We start from the raw sequence: 15,818 nt of genomic DNA, 5'->3' as shown, positions 1-15,818 counted from the left end.
GTCCACACCCTGACGTTCGCGCCAGGGATGTCCAGAGTGCCTGAGGATCTTGAGTACCCAGTCGCCAACGCCGCAACCATCCACGAGGCCCTTTCCCGCATGGTCAGCGCGGACTTTGAACCGGAGATTCATGAGCGCGCCCTTTCGGCACTCCAGAGCATGTCTAGCATTCGTCGCTCCGGCGCTGTCCGGCCTGTCCGTCGCGAGGACTCCCGCGGAGCCATACTAAAGCGCTTGGAAGACTCAATTGCCACTCTGGACGCCCAGCAGAGTCATGCGGTCATCGAGACGGCAGAGGACGTGCAACGGATCAGAGGACTGGCGGGTTCCGGCAAGACGGTCGTTTTGGCCCTCAAAGCGGCATACCTGCACGCCCAGCACCCCGATTGGCGGATCGCGGTGACCTTCAACACGAGGTCTCTACGGGACCAGTTCCGGCGATTCATAAACAATTTCACAATAGACCAGACAGGCGACGAACCGGACTGGTCCATGGTGGACATAATCCAAGCGTGGGGAGCTTCCGGCGGCGGCAATCGTGAAGGGCTGTATCACCGGTTTTGCGTCGAGAACGGAGCCACATACTACGATTTCGGTTCGGGTAAGGGCATGTATGGAGCACAGGACGCATTAGGAGGAGTCTGCGAACTGGCCCTAGGCGAAGCCGAAAGTTCCAAGCCGCTATACGACGCGATCCTCGTTGATGAAGCCCAAGATCTCCCGCCTGCCTTCCTGCGGATGTGTTACGAGATGCTGGGTGAGAAGAAGCGACTGGTCTATGCCTACGACGAATTGCAAACCCTTAACGGCGCAGGCCTTCCCCCGGCGGAGGAAATATTTGGCAGCACAAGCGCAGGGCGCCCGCGCGTGGACTTCGGGGGCGCGGAAGGCGGGCGACGCGACATCATTCTGGAGAAGTGCTACCGCAACTCCAGGCCTGTTTTGGTAACCGCACATGCCCTGGGTTTCGGCATCTACAAGGATCCCTCTCCTCCTGCGACCACGGGCATCGTCCAGATCTTTGAGCAGAAGGATCTTTGGACAGATGTTGGTTACCGGGTGAGAGAGGGCACACTCGGGGACGGTCAACACGTCAGACTTGAGCGTGACGCCGAATCTAGCCCCCGCTTCTTAGAAGAGCACTCGTCTCCCGGGGACCTTCTGACTTTCAGAGTTTTCGACACTGTCAATGAACAGAATGAATGGATTGCAAATGAGATTGAACAAAATCTCAATCAAGATGAACTAGTTGCCAACGACATTATCGTAATCAATCCAAACCCTCTCACGACTCGAAATAACCTTGGTCCCGTGCGTCGCGCGCTAATGGAACGGAGCATTCAGAGCCACCTCGCCGGCGTAGATGTTGGCGCAGACATCTTCTTCAGACAAGACGAACGAAGCGTAACTTTCACCGGGATCTATCGCGCTAAAGGCAACGAAGCTGCAATGATCTACGTCGCGAATGCGCACGAAAACTTTTCCACGAAGCAGAACCAGGCACGTACGCGTAACCGCCTTTTCACCGCCATCACCCGAAGCAAAGGTTGGGTACGAGTCACCGGCGTTGGACCCGAGATGCAGGACCTTCTAGATGAATACAAGAAAATCGAAGCTTCGGGCTTCACTTTGGACTTTGTGTACCCGACCGAGGACGAGCGTAAGACGATGCAGATTCTGCACAGGGAGGTGCCACCCGAGGTGGAGAAGCGGCTTCGCGGGCACGGATCTTCGCTGGAAAGGCTCGTAGAAGACCTGGAGTCCGGCTCGTTCTATCCGCAGGATCTCGATCCAGCAACGTTGGCGCGGCTTGAGGCACTTCTACGTCATGAGTAAGCGGAAACCTGCTGTCGAACTCCTCAAGAAGGAAATAGAGGACGTGACGGTCTTTTTGGTGGGTAAGGGACTTGTGGACGACCAGAACTTGGTTGCGCGCCGCCCGGGCATGAACGGCTACGTTGCCTTGGAGGCTAACTACTGGGCGGATGCGCCTCGAATGCAGGAGAAGATTCCGTATTCCGAGCTCTATGCTCGACTAGCGGAGTCTCGCGCCTACGACCTAAAGTTTCTCGACGGGGCATTCGTGCAGTTTAGGTTCCTATTTAGGGATGCAGACACTCTCGCGAAGAGCGAGTTGCGTTTTCTCCCCTCACCGACGCTCGTCACGTTCCAGGAAGACCCAGAGCTGTATCTTCACGATGAGCCGTACGGAGATGTGATCGACAAACGCGCGGTGACTGTTCCATTGCGATTCGACTACGACGACTCAGAAGACGTCGTGAAGGAAGTCTTGCACCCCGTCAGCCACTTAACACTCGGCCAATATCCCAACTGCCGGATCGCAGCCTCAGCGGCCATCACGCCCTACCACTTCATCGAGTTTGTTCTCCGGAGCTTTTACCGCGGGAAGACGACGCTGCCGACTGATGGCTTGCCTGCCGCTCGGGCTGTAATGCCGCAAACCATCACGGACGGCGAGCGAGCCCTCGTCCACATCTCATTGCCATGCAACTGAAGCAATCACACACATTAGCGGCTCAGATGGGATTGCAGGAATCGTGTGATCCAAGACCCTGCTACGCGATCTGTCTTCCGAACCTTGATTGCTGAATCCGCAACTAAGCCGCGGCCCGTTGAGCGGCCCAGCGACGGCCTTGTCCGTTGAGCTCGACGCGATCCTCCACCACGACCGGGTCCGCGAGTGCGAACCCTTCCTGCAGTCACGTTCAGCTCAAAAGGTCTCCCGCCAGGAAAGGAGACCTGACGACCCCGGCTCACCAGCCTGGCAAGTTCGTCCGGACCGGAGCTTTTCAGGTGGGTTCCGACTGGCACGCCGACAGCGAAAATCACTCAAGGTCTGATGGCGATAGTGCAACAGACGCAATACAGGCTCGCCCCAGACCCTTCTACCTATATCTTCTTTGCTAGCAGGTACTTGGGAAATCCATCTACAGGCTCGGGAAGGTAGTAGCCGTTCTTGGCATAAAAGATTCGCAACTTCTCCTCGAGTCCTGGTGCAGAGGAGTCGGGGTTCAGCACGATCAGAGTATTCCCATAAGTCCTGGCTTCCTCCTCGAATCCAGCTAGGAGCGCGCTTCCGACGCCGCGCAGTGACCGGCCCTCCAAACTGACAAATACTTCCTTGATGTACGAGCAACGCCGTCCCTCCGGACTATTCGCGTACTCGGCCAAGTGCTTCCAGATCTCCGGTTGCTCGTGGCGCCCCTCCAGCCACCCCAGCGTCTTCCCATTCGCAATCGCTACCCATTCTGGGTCCCGCTGAGTTCGCCGGCCAGTCCGCATCCTGTAACTCTCATCTGGTCTCCAGCCCTCAATGAGATCCGCAACGGAAGCTGTATCGGCCGCGGTGGCGCACCTTATCAGCATGAGATACATACTCGCACCTCATTTCTCTCGGCATTTCCAGACGCTCCTGCCTCAATGACTCTGCTGCCTGAAGACGCACCCGCGCCAGCAGGACCCCTGCTACTGTGGCTCGTGGATGCCGACTCACCGACGCCAGTTCATCTTTCCGCCGAATCGGGGCCTTGCCAACCTCGCCGCCTGGGGGGAAGTCCGCCGTCGATTGAGAGAAGATGGCACTAGGGGTTAAGACGCTCAACATAACGGTCATTATGTTGTGAGTCTGCTTCGCATCGAGGGCGGGGCGGCCAGGAACACATAGGTCATAGTTGCCCCGCGCACGTCCCGGAGTTGAAGCGGAGCTTCACCACGTTCCGTCACCAAACAACCCCTTGTCGAAGACTAACGGGCTTTGACTCGCCTACCGCCAGACTGAAGGCGGGGACGTAACCGGGCTGCCTCCCGGACAACCACCGCAGGCTACAACCCTGAGCCGCAGGTTCGTACTCGCGTTCAACCGTCACGCCGCGGTTGCTCGATATACCGCGCGACGATGGAGTCCCTCTTCTCGCTGCCGCAGAAGAACCACGTGAGGCGCCGGCGGACTACCCGGAGGAAATCTGGGTCGCAACCGTGCGTTGGATCAAGAGGACCTGTCTTTTCCCTTGCAGCCAGGCCGGGCTCGTCTGACTGACCCCAGTCGCACACGAGTTGACCACTTCCCCGCTTACACCCCAGTGTGCCTAGCGCACTTGGCATCCTCCGGCCCGGCAGCCCCGACAACCGACTTGCTTGTCTTAACGCGAACCTTCCGTCGAGGTCCCCGGCGCGGCATCTTCTGCGGTCTCTGTTGTCGGATCGGTGTCCGCTCCGCGGGCCGCCATCACGGAGTCTTCGTCAGGCTTCGCAGCCTGCGTCCGCGCGCTGTTCATACTCTTGGTGACCGGCCACGTCACGAGTCGCAGGCAGAACCACCACATGTACAGCGCCGAGTAGCTCCACGCCGAGTTGTCGTCAAGAAGGCCGTGCGCAACGTTGTTGCGCAGGTTCGGGCCGCCTTGGACGACCAGCATCGCCTTCATCTCCATGACCATCCCCGCACCGAAGATTTTCTCAGTATCGGTCATGTCAAGAAGCGCGTTCAAACTCTTCTCGCTCTCCACGCCGAGTTCATCGACGAACAGCGTATCCACGTTGTGCCGCTTCAACATGACCCGCACGACCTGTTCCAATTGAGGTATCAGAACAGAGACCGCAGCACCGTAGTTGCCGCCCAAGCCGAGCGCCAGCCCGTCGCCCCACAACGTCTCGTGCCCCTCCGGCACCGTAGGCGACTCCATGCACAGCGACACCATGTATTGCCGACTGAACCGGTGCTCGGTCGTCAAAACCTCCTGTGCAGGCTGGATGACGCCCTTTCCGACCATCTGGGAGTGAAAGAACACCGTGCGGACCATATTGGCCCAAATCGCGTTCTCGTCGTCCTGACCCGAAGACCCTGGACTGGCGGCAACCTTCCGGAAGTCGGAGGAAAACGTCGAGGACGCGAAGATGTGGCTGATGGTGCCTTCCAGCATCTTGGCGGCGTTCTCTCGCGTACTGGATTCGTCCATGGGCGGTGCAAGCATCGCGAAAGCAGCGAGCGCGTCGAACTTGTCCGTGTGACCCGAGACTTGCGACCGCGCATAGGACACGGCATCTGTCAGATCGACTGGGTCCGACTCAATGCGCATCATCTGCTCCATCGACGACTCCCGGCTATCACGTAGCCGGCCGCGGAGTTCGTCAAGGAGCTCGACGAGACCGTTCTCAACGCGATAGGAGCGCGGGATGGTTCGCAGGACCGCAATCGCCTTCTCCACGAAGTGGCCTTCGACGAGCACACCCTCCTTCGAGTCCGCCTGGATGCGCGCATCCGCCTCTTCGATGTAGGTCCGCGCTACGCGCTCAGTCGCAGCGTTCGCCGCCGCCACATCCGAACCACCCAGCCACGCGAGCGCCTCACGCTCCAGATGACGTGACAGGCGAGGGTTTATCGATGAGGCCTGTGCCGCAAGCCCGAATAGCGCCTCGCGCACCTCAACGCGCCCGGCCGCGTCGACCCGGCAATGCCGACGTAACGTCTCCGCGAACCCCACGGTCCTGAAGTTGTCCGACACCTCGCCGGCCAAGATCTGAGCCTTGAGCGCGTCCGACATTTCCTGTATTCGGGCGCGGCCGTCCGGTCCGCGCCGCATTGCAAGCTCGAACGCCCGAACCCACGCGTCCTTGCCCACCCTGAACCACGCATCGCCTGTTAGCGGCGCCGCCCGGTACGCGTCGATGGCTCGGTCCAGCATCGCGACATTAGACCGGTCCCCGTAGAACCATGCGACGTCAGCAACCCGAGCCCGCAAATCGTCACGCTTTATCAGCGGAGCGATACGGGCCAGCAACGCCACCTGGTCCTCATCTAAGTCCGCCGGCACTAACGTTCGCTTACCACCGAACTGCATCGCGGGTGTAAACGGCTCCAACCAATCATCGGTATTCAACATCGCCGACGAGACCGTCGCCAGCGCCTGCAGGACCAGCTCCTGAAGCCCGATGACCGCCGGATCCGCAGCCGCCCGGTCGAGATGCGCCGACAACAACTCTGGCAGTTCATACGGGCCATCCAGCGGTGCCGCGGTCAGCACACCCTCCCACCAAAGCGGGTCAATCTCGTCGCTCATCGGCTCCATCGCCGCTCGTCCCCCTTCGCGTCTCCGGGCGGTGCCAATGTTTCGCCCCTCAAATCGGTTGCCGATGGAACCGATTTGCGGATCCCTTCGAGCACAGTCGCTCACCCTGTGCCCGCTCCGGGCACGAGACACGTCGTTTACGCATCAATAGGCGGCGGGGTCGGAGGTCAGGCCCTCCGAAACAGCCGATCAAGCCCATCCTATTGCAGTTAGTGCGCATCGTTCCCCGCATCGACGGCTTATCAGCTGGTGGCCCAATTACTCCGAGGCGACGCCGACGGCTTATTCCAGTTCTGGAAGCTCCATCTGGGCGAGCCTCGTGACGGCTTCGGGGGTCACGCGGCCCCGTTCCTTGTCCAGGGCCACTCGGAGCTGCGCGGCCAGAATGTTGCGGCGCACGTGGATAGCCAGTTTCCTCCGGCACGCCGGGATCTGCCCGGAGCTTTCCGTCCGGCGTTCTCAGCGTAACGAAGGGTGACGGCAACCGCGGCGGTGTCAGCTTCGCCAGTCGTACTACCGCCTCCGACGTCTGACGCCTCTGAACCTCGTCCATGGTAATCCGAAGCTGGGCCGCCCGTATTCCCCGCCGAATCCGGAGGATGGATTCTTCCTTGGACGCTTTACCTTATTCATTGTGAGCGGACACTTCCTTGCCCCTCTCAGTCCGTTGCATTCATCATCTCCGAGAGGTCCAGAACAGCCAAGGGCTTAGCGTGGCCCAGGCGAACGATGCACCCGCTCCTGAAAATCCGTCTAGACGGGAGCCGGTGGTCAGGGGTCGCCGATAGGTGATGGGGACTGCCCCCGGTTTTGTTGACTCCTGACTTGTGAGGATTCAGTCCTTGCAGCAAGGATGTTCACATGCCCAAGCCTTTCCCCGCTGAGTTCCGCCGTGACGTGGTCGCCGTGGCACGCAAGCACGAAGCCCCGATCTCACAGATCGCTAAAGACTTCGGGATTTCCGAAGCGACCCTGCACAACTGGCTCAAGAAAGCCGACGTCGAGGACGGCGTCCGCCCCGGAGTGACGGAGAAGGAAGCGGCAGAACTCAGGGATGCCAGGAAGCGGATCCGGCTGCTGGAGCAGGAGAACGAGATTCTGCGCCGGGCAGCGGCCTTCTTCGCCCGGGAGCTGCCCCCAAAATGAAGTTTCCGCTGGTCCTTGACCTTGCCGCGGACGGAATTCCCGTCGCGGTGGCCTGCCGGGTGCTGGGTTTCTCCAAACAGGCCTTCTACGAATGGAAGAGAAGTCCCGTCTCCGAGCGCGACTGGTCAGATGCCCACCTGATCAACGCGGCGGTGGACGTCCACCGGGACGATCCGGGGTTCGGGTACCGGTTTATCGCCGACGAGCTCGAAGACCAGGGTTTCAGCGCCGGAGAGAACCGGGTCGCACGGCTGTGCAGCAGCCAGCGGATCTGGTCTGTCTTCGCCAAGAAGCGCGGCCTGACCCGCAAGGCCGGCCCGCCCGTGCACGATGACCACGTCCGGCGGGACTTCACAGCAACGGCACCGGATCGGCTGTGGCTCACGGACATCACCGAGCACCGGACCGACGAGGGCAAGCTCTACCTGTGCGCCATCAAAGACGTCTACTCCAACCGGATCGTGGGTTACTCCATCGATTCCCGGATGAAGGCGTCCCTGGCAGTCTCGGCCCTGCACAACGCAATAGCGCTCCGGGAGCCGGAGGGAACCGTGATCCATAGTGACCGCGGCTCCCAATTCCGCTCAAACGCCTTCGTGCGGACGTTGAAGGGCAACCGGCTCACAGGATCGATGGGACGGGTCGGCGCGTGCGCCGATAACGCCGCCATGGAATCCTTCTTCTCGCTCCTGCAGAAGAACGTGCTGGACAGCCAGCGATGGTCCACAAGGGCGGACCTGCGCCTGGCCATCGTGACGTGGATCGAGAAAACGTACCACCGGAAACGCCGCCAGCGGCGCCTCGGACGGCTAACACCGGTCGAGTTTGAGACAATCAATAGCGGCCTCAAAGCCGCCTAGCGACACCAAACCCCGAGAGTCAACGAATTCCGGGGCAGTCCCGTGTCACCAAGAAGCGAAGACTGCTGATGCCCACGGCCGCCGAACAAGCTGACCGTCCTGACCCCTGAGCAGAAACGCGAACTCACCATGGACGTTATGGCCAGCTGGGCCCTGGATGGTCTACATCCCGCCCGTCAGACCGTGGAGAACATCAATGCGTACTTGCGCAGCGAAGTCACGAAGGACGAATACTTGCGGAAGCTGAGGGGGTCGTGATCCCGAAGGCCGCAACGGCGCCGGAACGCCCCCGAATCGAATCGCCTTCGTGATGGTGCGCTGTCAGGACCCACGGCTGTCGCGCGCTCATGGGTACGCAATATCGTCTCGCCCAACTGGCTGACGCAGGCCGGGAGCCTATTCGAAAAGGCACTCGACGGACCCTCCTTTATACAGCTTTATATTTTCTATGTTCTTTATGTAAGCCCCCGCCGATGCTCTCGCGACTCCCGAAATGCATCACGTCCAGGCGCTGTCCGGCGATTTTCGGTCGTACATCTTTCGGCGCATCGTTTCGAGCCGGCACTGTGGCAGGATATCTCCCATCATGGACAAGCGATTGCGGCGCGCCCCTGACGCAGAGTGGGTGTTGATGTACCGGCTCGGGCTGAGCCGGAAACGCATCGCTGAGCTGGTGCGTGCCGAACCCTCCGCTGTCGGTTACCACCTCGTTGTCGCGCGACGCCGGGATCCGCAGCTAGAAGCCGCCCATCTGGCCGCCGCCACTGCCGGATCTGCCCCCTCCCCTGCGGCTCTCGCCCGCATGGAAGAGATCATCATGTGGGTTGCGTCCGAGGACCGTTTCCCCCGTGACCGCTCAATGGACAAGTCCGAACGGTCAATGGCCAGGTGGTTCTCCGACCGACGGCGCGAGGTAGACCAAGGCACCCTACACGCCACCTACGGCGAAGGCCTTGCACGGGTCCCCGGATGGGACAGGGACCCCAGGGCGGCGGCCGAGGAAGCCAGGTGGCACAAACTACTCGCCCAGCTCGTGCAGTTCCGAGCCGAAGGCAACGATTGGCCCCGCCACAAGAAATGCGATTCTGAGCGGGAACACACCTTGGGCGTGTGGTTGCATGCCCAGCGACAGAAGCGCCGCCTTGGCGAGCTCGAATCCGTGAAGATCAAGCTCCTGGACGATGCAATTCCAGGCTGGAAGACGGGACGGACTCGCGGGCGACCGCCCCGCAGATAAACAATGCTCCACTCCGGCACGCTTCCGCCCATCTCGCGGAATAGCTGCTCAATGGCTTCCTTGGACGTTGCCGCGGCCAGCCTTTTTTCCAAGCTGTCGTCAGTTTGGCCGGATAGCTGGACGACCGACAGCACTCCTGCAGCGTCCCTGATGACAATCGCAGCTCGGCGGAAATCCCCGTCGTGCTCTCGGACGTACCGGGCCAAGGCGGCCCACTTTGGTGCTGTGTCCGCCAAGGAGTGGTTGTGGGGGTCCACCATGTCAATGGCTACCCCGTCATCACCGTCATCGTGGAAGAACAGGAAGTCCGGGTAGAGGTTCTTGGACACTTCGGAGTCCAGATAGTGCACCGACAGCGCGTGGCTGCCGCCCACTGGGTTCCGGTACCAGCCCAACAATGTGCCCGAAGACTGCTCGGCTTCGAGCACGCTCTCGTCCCATCCGGTGAAGGTGTCCGGGTACAGCTTGGTGTCGGGCAGCGCGTAGCGGTGCCCCGCATACAACGGGAGCTCTTCGACCAGGCCGTTTCCTTGTTGAGGGTCTCCGTTTTCTTGGAGATCATCTCGGGCATACCTAGGTTGCTGGTCGATGCGGAACCGATGGGGGCGAAGATGGTTTCAAATTCCTGGCGCTGCGTCGGCTTCAGGCGTGCGACCGAGCCGGCGGTGTTGCGCCGCCAGGATTCCACACGGGAACCGCACTGGGCCTCCAGCGCGTCCCGGCAAACGCGCTCAAATCACGGCTCTTTACCTCCGCAGCAAGCATGAAGTAAGCAGGGTTGAGAAACAGGAAGCCGCTACACGCACCAACAGGATCAACCACATCCGAAAAACCGTGTTCGGCATGTCTGACAACCCCGGCCCGCAAGACGTCATCTCCTACCGTGACGCCCAGGACAGGATTGCGAACCTCGGAACGAATGACGAAGCGAAAGCAGTGCAACTGTTCGACAGCGGCCAGCTCTCAGGGGACAACATCCTTGCCGCCGCAGTCGTGAGCCGTGCACTCGAAGCCGACTGGGCCAACGTCGCCAACTCCTACATCGAAGCGCACCCGTACTATGGCGCAATGGTTGAAGAACTCTGGTACCTCAACCAACACAGCCTGGAGAACGAAAACAACCTTGGTAAGGCATTCGAAAACTCCCTAGCCTTCCACCTCGAAAAGCCGTCCGAACTCGGGATGTACAACCTCCACTCCCAGATCCAGACCCTCGCCGACTCGGACAAGTGAGGCAACCTGCTTAAGCCTTGAGTGCCCCTAGGCCGAGTATCGATCCTCAGCTTTTGGGGCACTACAGGCTCGACTGTAACGCCCAAACGCGGAATTAGGAAGACTCCCCGGCGTTCAAGCGTTCGGCTCTACGGGCTTCTCGCTTTCGAGCTCTTCTTCGATACGCCTCAATTCGTCAAAAGCCGCTTTGCGCTCCTGCCAAGCGACGATGTCCTCCTCAATAGACGCCTCGTTTCTCATCCATGCGCTGTGAACCTTGTCCCAGTTACGCATCGTCTCGCCATACTTCTCCGCGGCAAGTACGCGGCGATCGAGGAGACCGTCATTTTCATTAGTCATTCGAAAAGAACGCCACACATTTAGCATCATCCACAGCCCGCTCATGGCGGGCCTTTTTTGTACCCAAATCAACCTGAAAGAGCCACCCTGGCTATCGAAACCGACCGGACCAACCAATAAGAAGGACAACTGGCCGTGCCCCAGACTTTGCAGAACGGCATTCCGGTGCCACGAACTCGGGCCCGTACGACCTGACCGGCGACCTCGCCCCCGCGTTCCTGAAAGCCAACGCGTTATACCTGCCGCTGGCTCGACCCAGCGGGACGCACTGACCGGAAAGTTCCCGGGCATGGTCGTCTGCCGCCTCGATGTGACTGGCCTGCCCTTGGAGATTTGGGACGGCAGGATCTGGCACCGGTACTCGCGCTCGTACGCGAATGCTGCTGGCACGACCAACATTGGTGCTGTTGGCGCGTCCGCTTTGACTGGTCCGCATGCTCAGGCGTTCCCCGCGGGCAGGTTCACCCTTGCACCGGTAGTCATCTTAGCTACCGACCAGACCCGGCTAATCGCAGTCGCCGCCAACGTCACTACGACCGGGTTCGACCTGTACGTCCAAACCGTCACGGCTGGAGCATCCGGCAACGGACACATCCGCTGGACAGCGGAACAGATGACACCTACGACGGCAGCAGGCTAGGACACCAGAAAAGCAGGCGGCTCCTGCATGATTGCGTCTGGCCCACGGTCAAACGTTGTGCCCGCAGCTACATAAATACGGCTACGGGCACAACAGGTCGGAGCTAGTCCAAACGCAAGGAGTTCAAGGCCTCATCCAAGGTCCTGTACAAGGGCGCCAAGATATTTCTGGGGCTACCGAGGCGCAGTATTCCCGACTCGGACTCTGAATACCGAGTCAAGAACGCCAGAGGCGCATCGTCGTCAAGGATCTGAATGCGGTCAGGACCATCAGGTGTAAGGCGAAGGTCGCGACCGCGATACTGGAATTCGAGGGGAGAACGCTGGACCTCACGGAATAGATGATCGCCAAGGTTAATAGTCATGCACTCAAGCTACCGCGCTAGAAGTTGAGTTCGCCGTCCTGAGAAACCAGCAATTCCGTGTGCACATCCTTGGGCTTTGTTTTGTTTGCGGCATCTTCCTTTGCCATTTCGGCGAGACGAGCTGTCGCGGCGTTCTTAGCGGTCACTTTGTTCGCCAGTTCCTCGCCACTGATTGTCCCTTCGGCGCGTAGAAGCGCCTCAGAATCAAACTCGCGCAGGATGTTTTCGTTTTGGGTTCGCTCTGCTTCACGTTCTTCTGCATTGTTCATGTGGTTCATCCTGTCAGAACAACCCCATCGCTATGACTAAGAGCCGACTTCCTCGTCAGCTAGCAGCTCTCCCGCAGTGATCTTTTCAGCGGTTACCCGGTACGCACGCTCGACGTAGTCCTCAAGGTCCTTTGCAGCTACACGCCACATCCCGCGGCCCCCGATCTGCAACGCACGTAACTCACCCGTCTTCAGCAACTGGCGAACAGTCGGCGCACCCACAGCCAACTCCTCAGCTACCTGGTCAATCGTCAAGAACCTCGGGCGCTTCGGCGCAATATCATCAGTCACCCGACAACCATAACCACAACGCGCAGCGCCACCCTCAGGCGTGTCTTACTCGGCCCGACTTTTGCCTGGATGTTGCGGTGCGGCCCCTTCGGAGAAAGAAATATCCCACCTCGCCCGTCCGGGCGTGGTGGGATGCTCATGCTCAGGCCTCGGCCGGATCCGACGTGGGCGCCGCTGCCGGTTGCGCCGGAACGCTGACCCGCTCGGTCTCGACAACAGCCGGAACGGGCAACGCATCAATCTTCGAAAGTGCACGATGTGCACCCATGCACATCTGGATAAGGCCGGTCAACGCGAAGACGCTACCCAAGAGTCCTAGTACGACTGCCCCGCCGTTGCTACTGGAGGAGTAAATGCTTCGTGTCATTGCGCTCGTAATCGACACGGACATCGCCATGGCATTCATGAATCCGCCGACAACAAACAAAACGAAGCCCGTCACGAAGATGAAAGCCGATGATTTGAACTCCACTGAGTTCCCCCTTTATTTGATTGAAAGTGCAAGGAAAAGAGTACAGCTCAACATGCATACACCCTCGCCATCGAGTCGCCAGGACCCCGCCTGAATTGCGGTTGCTATTGGAGGCTTGCAGGACCGTGGATGAGTTGGAAGTCCTCAGAACGGCCATTTTGGAGGGCGACTTGATCACTCAGGGCAGCACGGGCCAGCCTGTTGTGTCCCGTGTGTACGACGAAATCCGTAAGCATCGGGATTCCTTGGCAAAGACGATTAGCGCTCTTGGTTTGCCGGCAGAGGATGATTCGAAGCCGTTGACTGTGGCTCAGATCAGGGCTCAGAAGGCGAATGACAGCCGGTGGGCGGCTCATCGTAGCGCGGTTGCGACTCATGGCTAGGAGGCGCGTTGCAGGGCCCGTAGTGGTCCCTCTTGAGGCCGACCCTTACCTGATCGTGCAGCAGTCTTTCGATTCGCCGCGAGGCAAGGTCCGGGCATGGTTCAAAGGCGGTGTTTGTTACCGCGCGCGGATAGCTGGCACCACGTCGGGCGGGGGCGAAGGTCCGGCAATTTGGGCGGCTGTCCTGGACGGCAGCTTTCGGCCGGACGACTTCGGAAAACACAACCGCTAGACCCCGCCCGTTGCCTATTTGTTGTGCTGCTTCAATGCAGCGGCTCAAATAAGCGTTGCTATGCATGGCACCGCACACAGGAGCGAGAAAATTGTCGGAGTTATCAGGGACTGAGAGCAGACCGCCGCAGAAACCCCCTGAACAAAGCGGTTCCGAACTCAGGAACAAATCGGCCGCCAAAGTAGGGCGGCACAACACCAATCGCGAAACCTAGGGCAAGGAGCGCGATACCATTGCGAGTCAAAAACCGTATACGGGATTCATTTTCAGGACCTTTTGCGGATGAACAATACTCATATGCGTAGAACTCAGGTCATGGCGTCATGGGCTCGGTCAGATAACCATGCTGGCGGGGGTTCCGGCGTCGCCATGTCAGTCGAAACGGACCTCCGCAGCCATACGTGTGAGGTTTTCATAGCGGGCGGCTTCGGCTGCCGCTTCCGCGTCGCGCTGACGCTGAAGTTCATTTTCAGCGTCCGCTGCTTTCCTGGCCTCTTTTTCCAAGGCTGTTAGCTGGCTTGAGACGAGAGAGGCGCCCTCTGCGATTGTTTCGACAGTTGTGTCAAGGAGTTCCAGCGTGTTCCCGTATATGCGCCCCTGGGGGAAGAACTTCTCGACGGCTTTTTTCTCGAATACCGACCCGTTCCTGCTCAACTCAATGCGAACCGTGTACGTCGTCGTTCGCGGGGAGGCGGCCTCGGTCGCGGGTGGATAAACCTTCACAGCCTTCAGAGGGATGCTGTGATCGTAGTCCTCCGTAGGCGGGCCGGGCTGTTGTGCGTTCATTCGTTCAATCCTTTGTCCGTGCGTTGCTTGGCTGAGTCCTAGGTTAGTATGCCCAGCCAACACTCTCGCGCATCCACCTCAGCTCATTGTCGCGCCCTGCCCGTAACCTCGGAGACGTGGTGAAGATAGATGTGGGCGCCGTGCAAAGGATGCTGGAGGGCGCGAGAGTTGGACGCCGGTATATTCGGGCCATGGCATCTTTCACGCACGGCGGCCAAACGTACGAGTATCTGAAACCGGATACAGGGCACGCGCCGGAAGACGCTAAGTCATGGACTTATGGTGCTTAACCCAGGGCGCTTGCAACTGTTCCCCTAGCTGACGGCGCCACGGTGACTGTTTACGCGGTGGCGGAGCGCTGGAACCCCTCGCACATTTTTTCATGGGCGGACGACGGCAGGCACCCGCATTGGGCGTGGATACCCGCCGGCAACGTGGAGCGCGTAAACGACTCCGAATGGGACATCCGGGAATACCACCGCTGCCCCGAAAACCTGCGCAGCATCCAATGGGGCGACCGCCCGCCCGGGTTCATCCCCGCTTAGGCCAGCATCAACCGCTTCTGTCGGAGCTGCAATGTACGGTGACGCCGTAGCGCTATAGCGATCTGCCCGGCGCCTGACTTGGGGTAAGGAAACCAATGACGAAGAAGATAGTCGATGCAATCAACGAACACCTGACCGCAGCTAACCACTATTGGCCTAGATCGGCTTTCAACCATGCCGAGGGCCAGGCCGTCTACCTGGAGCGGTGGCTGGCGCGTTGCATTGGCGACGCCACGGTTGAGCACTGCGTTGCAACGGTTGATGAAACCGAGGCGACTATTAGCTATTCCGCCCTTGTCCTCACGGCTGAAATGGTGATTGTGGGTGCTTTGAGCGCAGCGCGGGAGCGGGGATTTCAGAGGCTGCCTGATGGAGTGGTTCACATGGTCCCACGCACCGCAATACAAGGTCTGGCAGTGCATCATGTTGAATACTTCGGCTATGCAGAGGACACCTCCGCGAGCAAGGAATACGTGTCCTTCACTGCGACATTTGGAGGCATGCCGCCTGCCTACGTGTCGCTTCCGAGCAAGGGTGTCACCAACGACGGCCGCACGGGTCGCATGTTTGACTCTTTGGCCGCCGACCTACTGGCCGCCGGCAAGCACTAGCCGAGAGCCGAGGCAGATGGACTTCCCGGATTCCTGCTCAATAGAAAACCCCGCCGGTCATTGCGACTGGCGGGGTTTCTTTTGTGTCCCGCGTAGCCTTGTTCCATGCAATCAAGAGATACCGAAGCACCCAGACGCCGAGGAACCCTTTTGCTGATTGGTAGCAACCCACCTACAACTGATGGGCACCGCACTCTGGCACGCGCCGAACAGGCCAGGGGCCTTCTGCAGTTTGAATATTGTCAGATGGCCAATCTATTCAGCCTCCCAACGCATCGGACGGGTGGGATTGCCGTAGCCGGAGTTTCGTCTGAAGGTTGGCTG

The 15,818-nt window shown here is 59.7% G+C and carries 14 protein-coding genes; 7 read left to right on the top strand and 7 right to left on the bottom strand.

All coding sequences use genetic code 11. The annotated features are described in order from the left end of the window. Positions 1–36: 36 nt before the first annotated feature. Positions 37–1,836 carry an ATP-binding domain-containing protein gene (locus LDO15_RS05150; RefSeq protein WP_223984697.1) on the top strand — a complete coding sequence of 600 codons (1,800 nt, stop codon included), beginning with the start codon at positions 37–39 and terminating at the stop codon, positions 1,834–1,836. Continuing rightward, positions 1,829–2,515, top strand: a complete 687-nt coding sequence (locus LDO15_RS05145) for a DUF2290 domain-containing protein (RefSeq protein ID WP_223984696.1) — start codon at positions 1,829–1,831, stop codon at positions 2,513–2,515. The genes LDO15_RS05150 and LDO15_RS05145 overlap by 8 nt, the downstream gene beginning before the upstream one ends. Positions 2,516–2,910: 395 nt before the next feature. Here the strand turns inward: LDO15_RS05145 and LDO15_RS05140 are convergent, their stop codons facing one another. Together LDO15_RS05140 and LDO15_RS05135 are read right to left on the bottom strand one after the other, a co-directional pair. Then, positions 2,911–3,396: a GNAT family N-acetyltransferase gene (locus tag LDO15_RS05140; RefSeq protein ID WP_223984695.1), complete on the bottom strand. Its 486-nt coding sequence runs from the start codon at positions 3,394–3,396 to the stop codon at positions 2,911–2,913. A gap of 764 nt (positions 3,397–4,160) precedes the next feature. After that, positions 4,161–6,077: a DUF4209 domain-containing protein gene (locus tag LDO15_RS05135; protein ID WP_223984693.1), complete on the bottom strand. Its 1,917-nt coding sequence runs from the start codon at positions 6,075–6,077 to the stop codon at positions 4,161–4,163. Positions 6,078–6,947: 870 nt separating this feature from the next. On the opposite strand from LDO15_RS05135, the gene LDO15_RS05130 reads away from it, so the two are divergent. The 3 genes from LDO15_RS05130 to LDO15_RS05115 all read left to right on the top strand — a co-directional run bounded on the left by LDO15_RS05130 (position 6,948) and on the right by LDO15_RS05115 (position 10,562). Beyond that, a protein-coding gene (locus LDO15_RS05130) for an IS3 family transposase (RefSeq protein WP_223979232.1) occupies positions 6,948–8,092 on the top strand; the annotation gives its coding sequence in 2 pieces (ribosomal slippage) (positions 6,948–7,221 and positions 7,221–8,092; 1,146 coding nt in all). Positions 8,093–8,678: 586 nt separating this feature from the next. Next, complete coding sequence (locus LDO15_RS05120) at positions 8,679–9,329, top strand: helicase associated domain-containing protein (protein WP_223984689.1); 651 nt, start codon at positions 8,679–8,681, stop codon at positions 9,327–9,329. An 843-nt stretch (positions 9,330–10,172) separates the two neighbouring features. Next, positions 10,173–10,562 (top strand): hypothetical protein, encoded by a 390-nt coding sequence (locus LDO15_RS05115; RefSeq protein WP_223984687.1) that lies wholly within the window; start codon positions 10,173–10,175, stop codon positions 10,560–10,562. A gap of 114 nt (positions 10,563–10,676) precedes the next feature. On the opposite strand, the gene LDO15_RS05110 is transcribed toward LDO15_RS05115, so the two are convergent. The 5 genes from LDO15_RS05110 to LDO15_RS05090 all read right to left on the bottom strand — a co-directional run bounded on the left by LDO15_RS05110 (position 10,677) and on the right by LDO15_RS05090 (position 14,338). Next, on the bottom strand, positions 10,677–10,946 hold the full coding sequence (locus LDO15_RS05110; RefSeq protein WP_223984684.1) for a hypothetical protein: 270 nt from the start codon (positions 10,944–10,946) through the stop codon (positions 10,677–10,679). A 976-nt stretch (positions 10,947–11,922) separates the two neighbouring features. Then, positions 11,923–12,174, bottom strand: coding sequence for a hypothetical protein (locus LDO15_RS05105; RefSeq protein WP_223984681.1), 252 nt, complete (start codon positions 12,172–12,174; stop codon positions 11,923–11,925). A gap of 36 nt (positions 12,175–12,210) precedes the next feature. Continuing rightward, entirely contained in the window at positions 12,211–12,465 is a 255-nt protein-coding gene (locus LDO15_RS05100; protein ID WP_223984678.1) for a helix-turn-helix domain-containing protein, read from the bottom strand. Between the two features lie 142 nt (positions 12,466–12,607). Next, on the bottom strand, positions 12,608–12,937 hold the full coding sequence (locus LDO15_RS05095) for a hypothetical protein (protein ID WP_223984675.1): 330 nt from the start codon (positions 12,935–12,937) through the stop codon (positions 12,608–12,610). Positions 12,938–13,924: 987 nt separating this feature from the next. Then, positions 13,925–14,338, bottom strand: a complete 414-nt coding sequence (locus tag LDO15_RS05090) for a hypothetical protein (RefSeq protein WP_223984673.1) — start codon at positions 14,336–14,338, stop codon at positions 13,925–13,927. A 332-nt stretch (positions 14,339–14,670) separates the two neighbouring features. Here LDO15_RS05090 and LDO15_RS05085 point away from each other — a divergent pair, with 332 nt between their 5' ends. Together LDO15_RS05085 and LDO15_RS05080 are read left to right on the top strand one after the other, a co-directional pair. Then, entirely contained in the window at positions 14,671–14,883 is a 213-nt protein-coding gene (locus tag LDO15_RS05085) for a hypothetical protein (RefSeq protein ID WP_223984670.1), read from the top strand. 95 nt (positions 14,884–14,978) lie between these two features. Continuing rightward, positions 14,979–15,494, top strand: coding sequence for a hypothetical protein (locus tag LDO15_RS05080; RefSeq protein WP_223984667.1), 516 nt, complete (start codon positions 14,979–14,981; stop codon positions 15,492–15,494). Positions 15,495–15,818 lie beyond the last annotated feature (324 nt).

The sequence above is a fragment of the Arthrobacter sp. NicSoilB8 genome (genome assembly GCF_019977355.1).
Taxonomy (GTDB): Bacteria; Actinomycetota; Actinomycetes; order Actinomycetales; family Micrococcaceae; genus Arthrobacter.
This window is presented reverse-complemented; position numbering and strand designations above follow the sequence as displayed.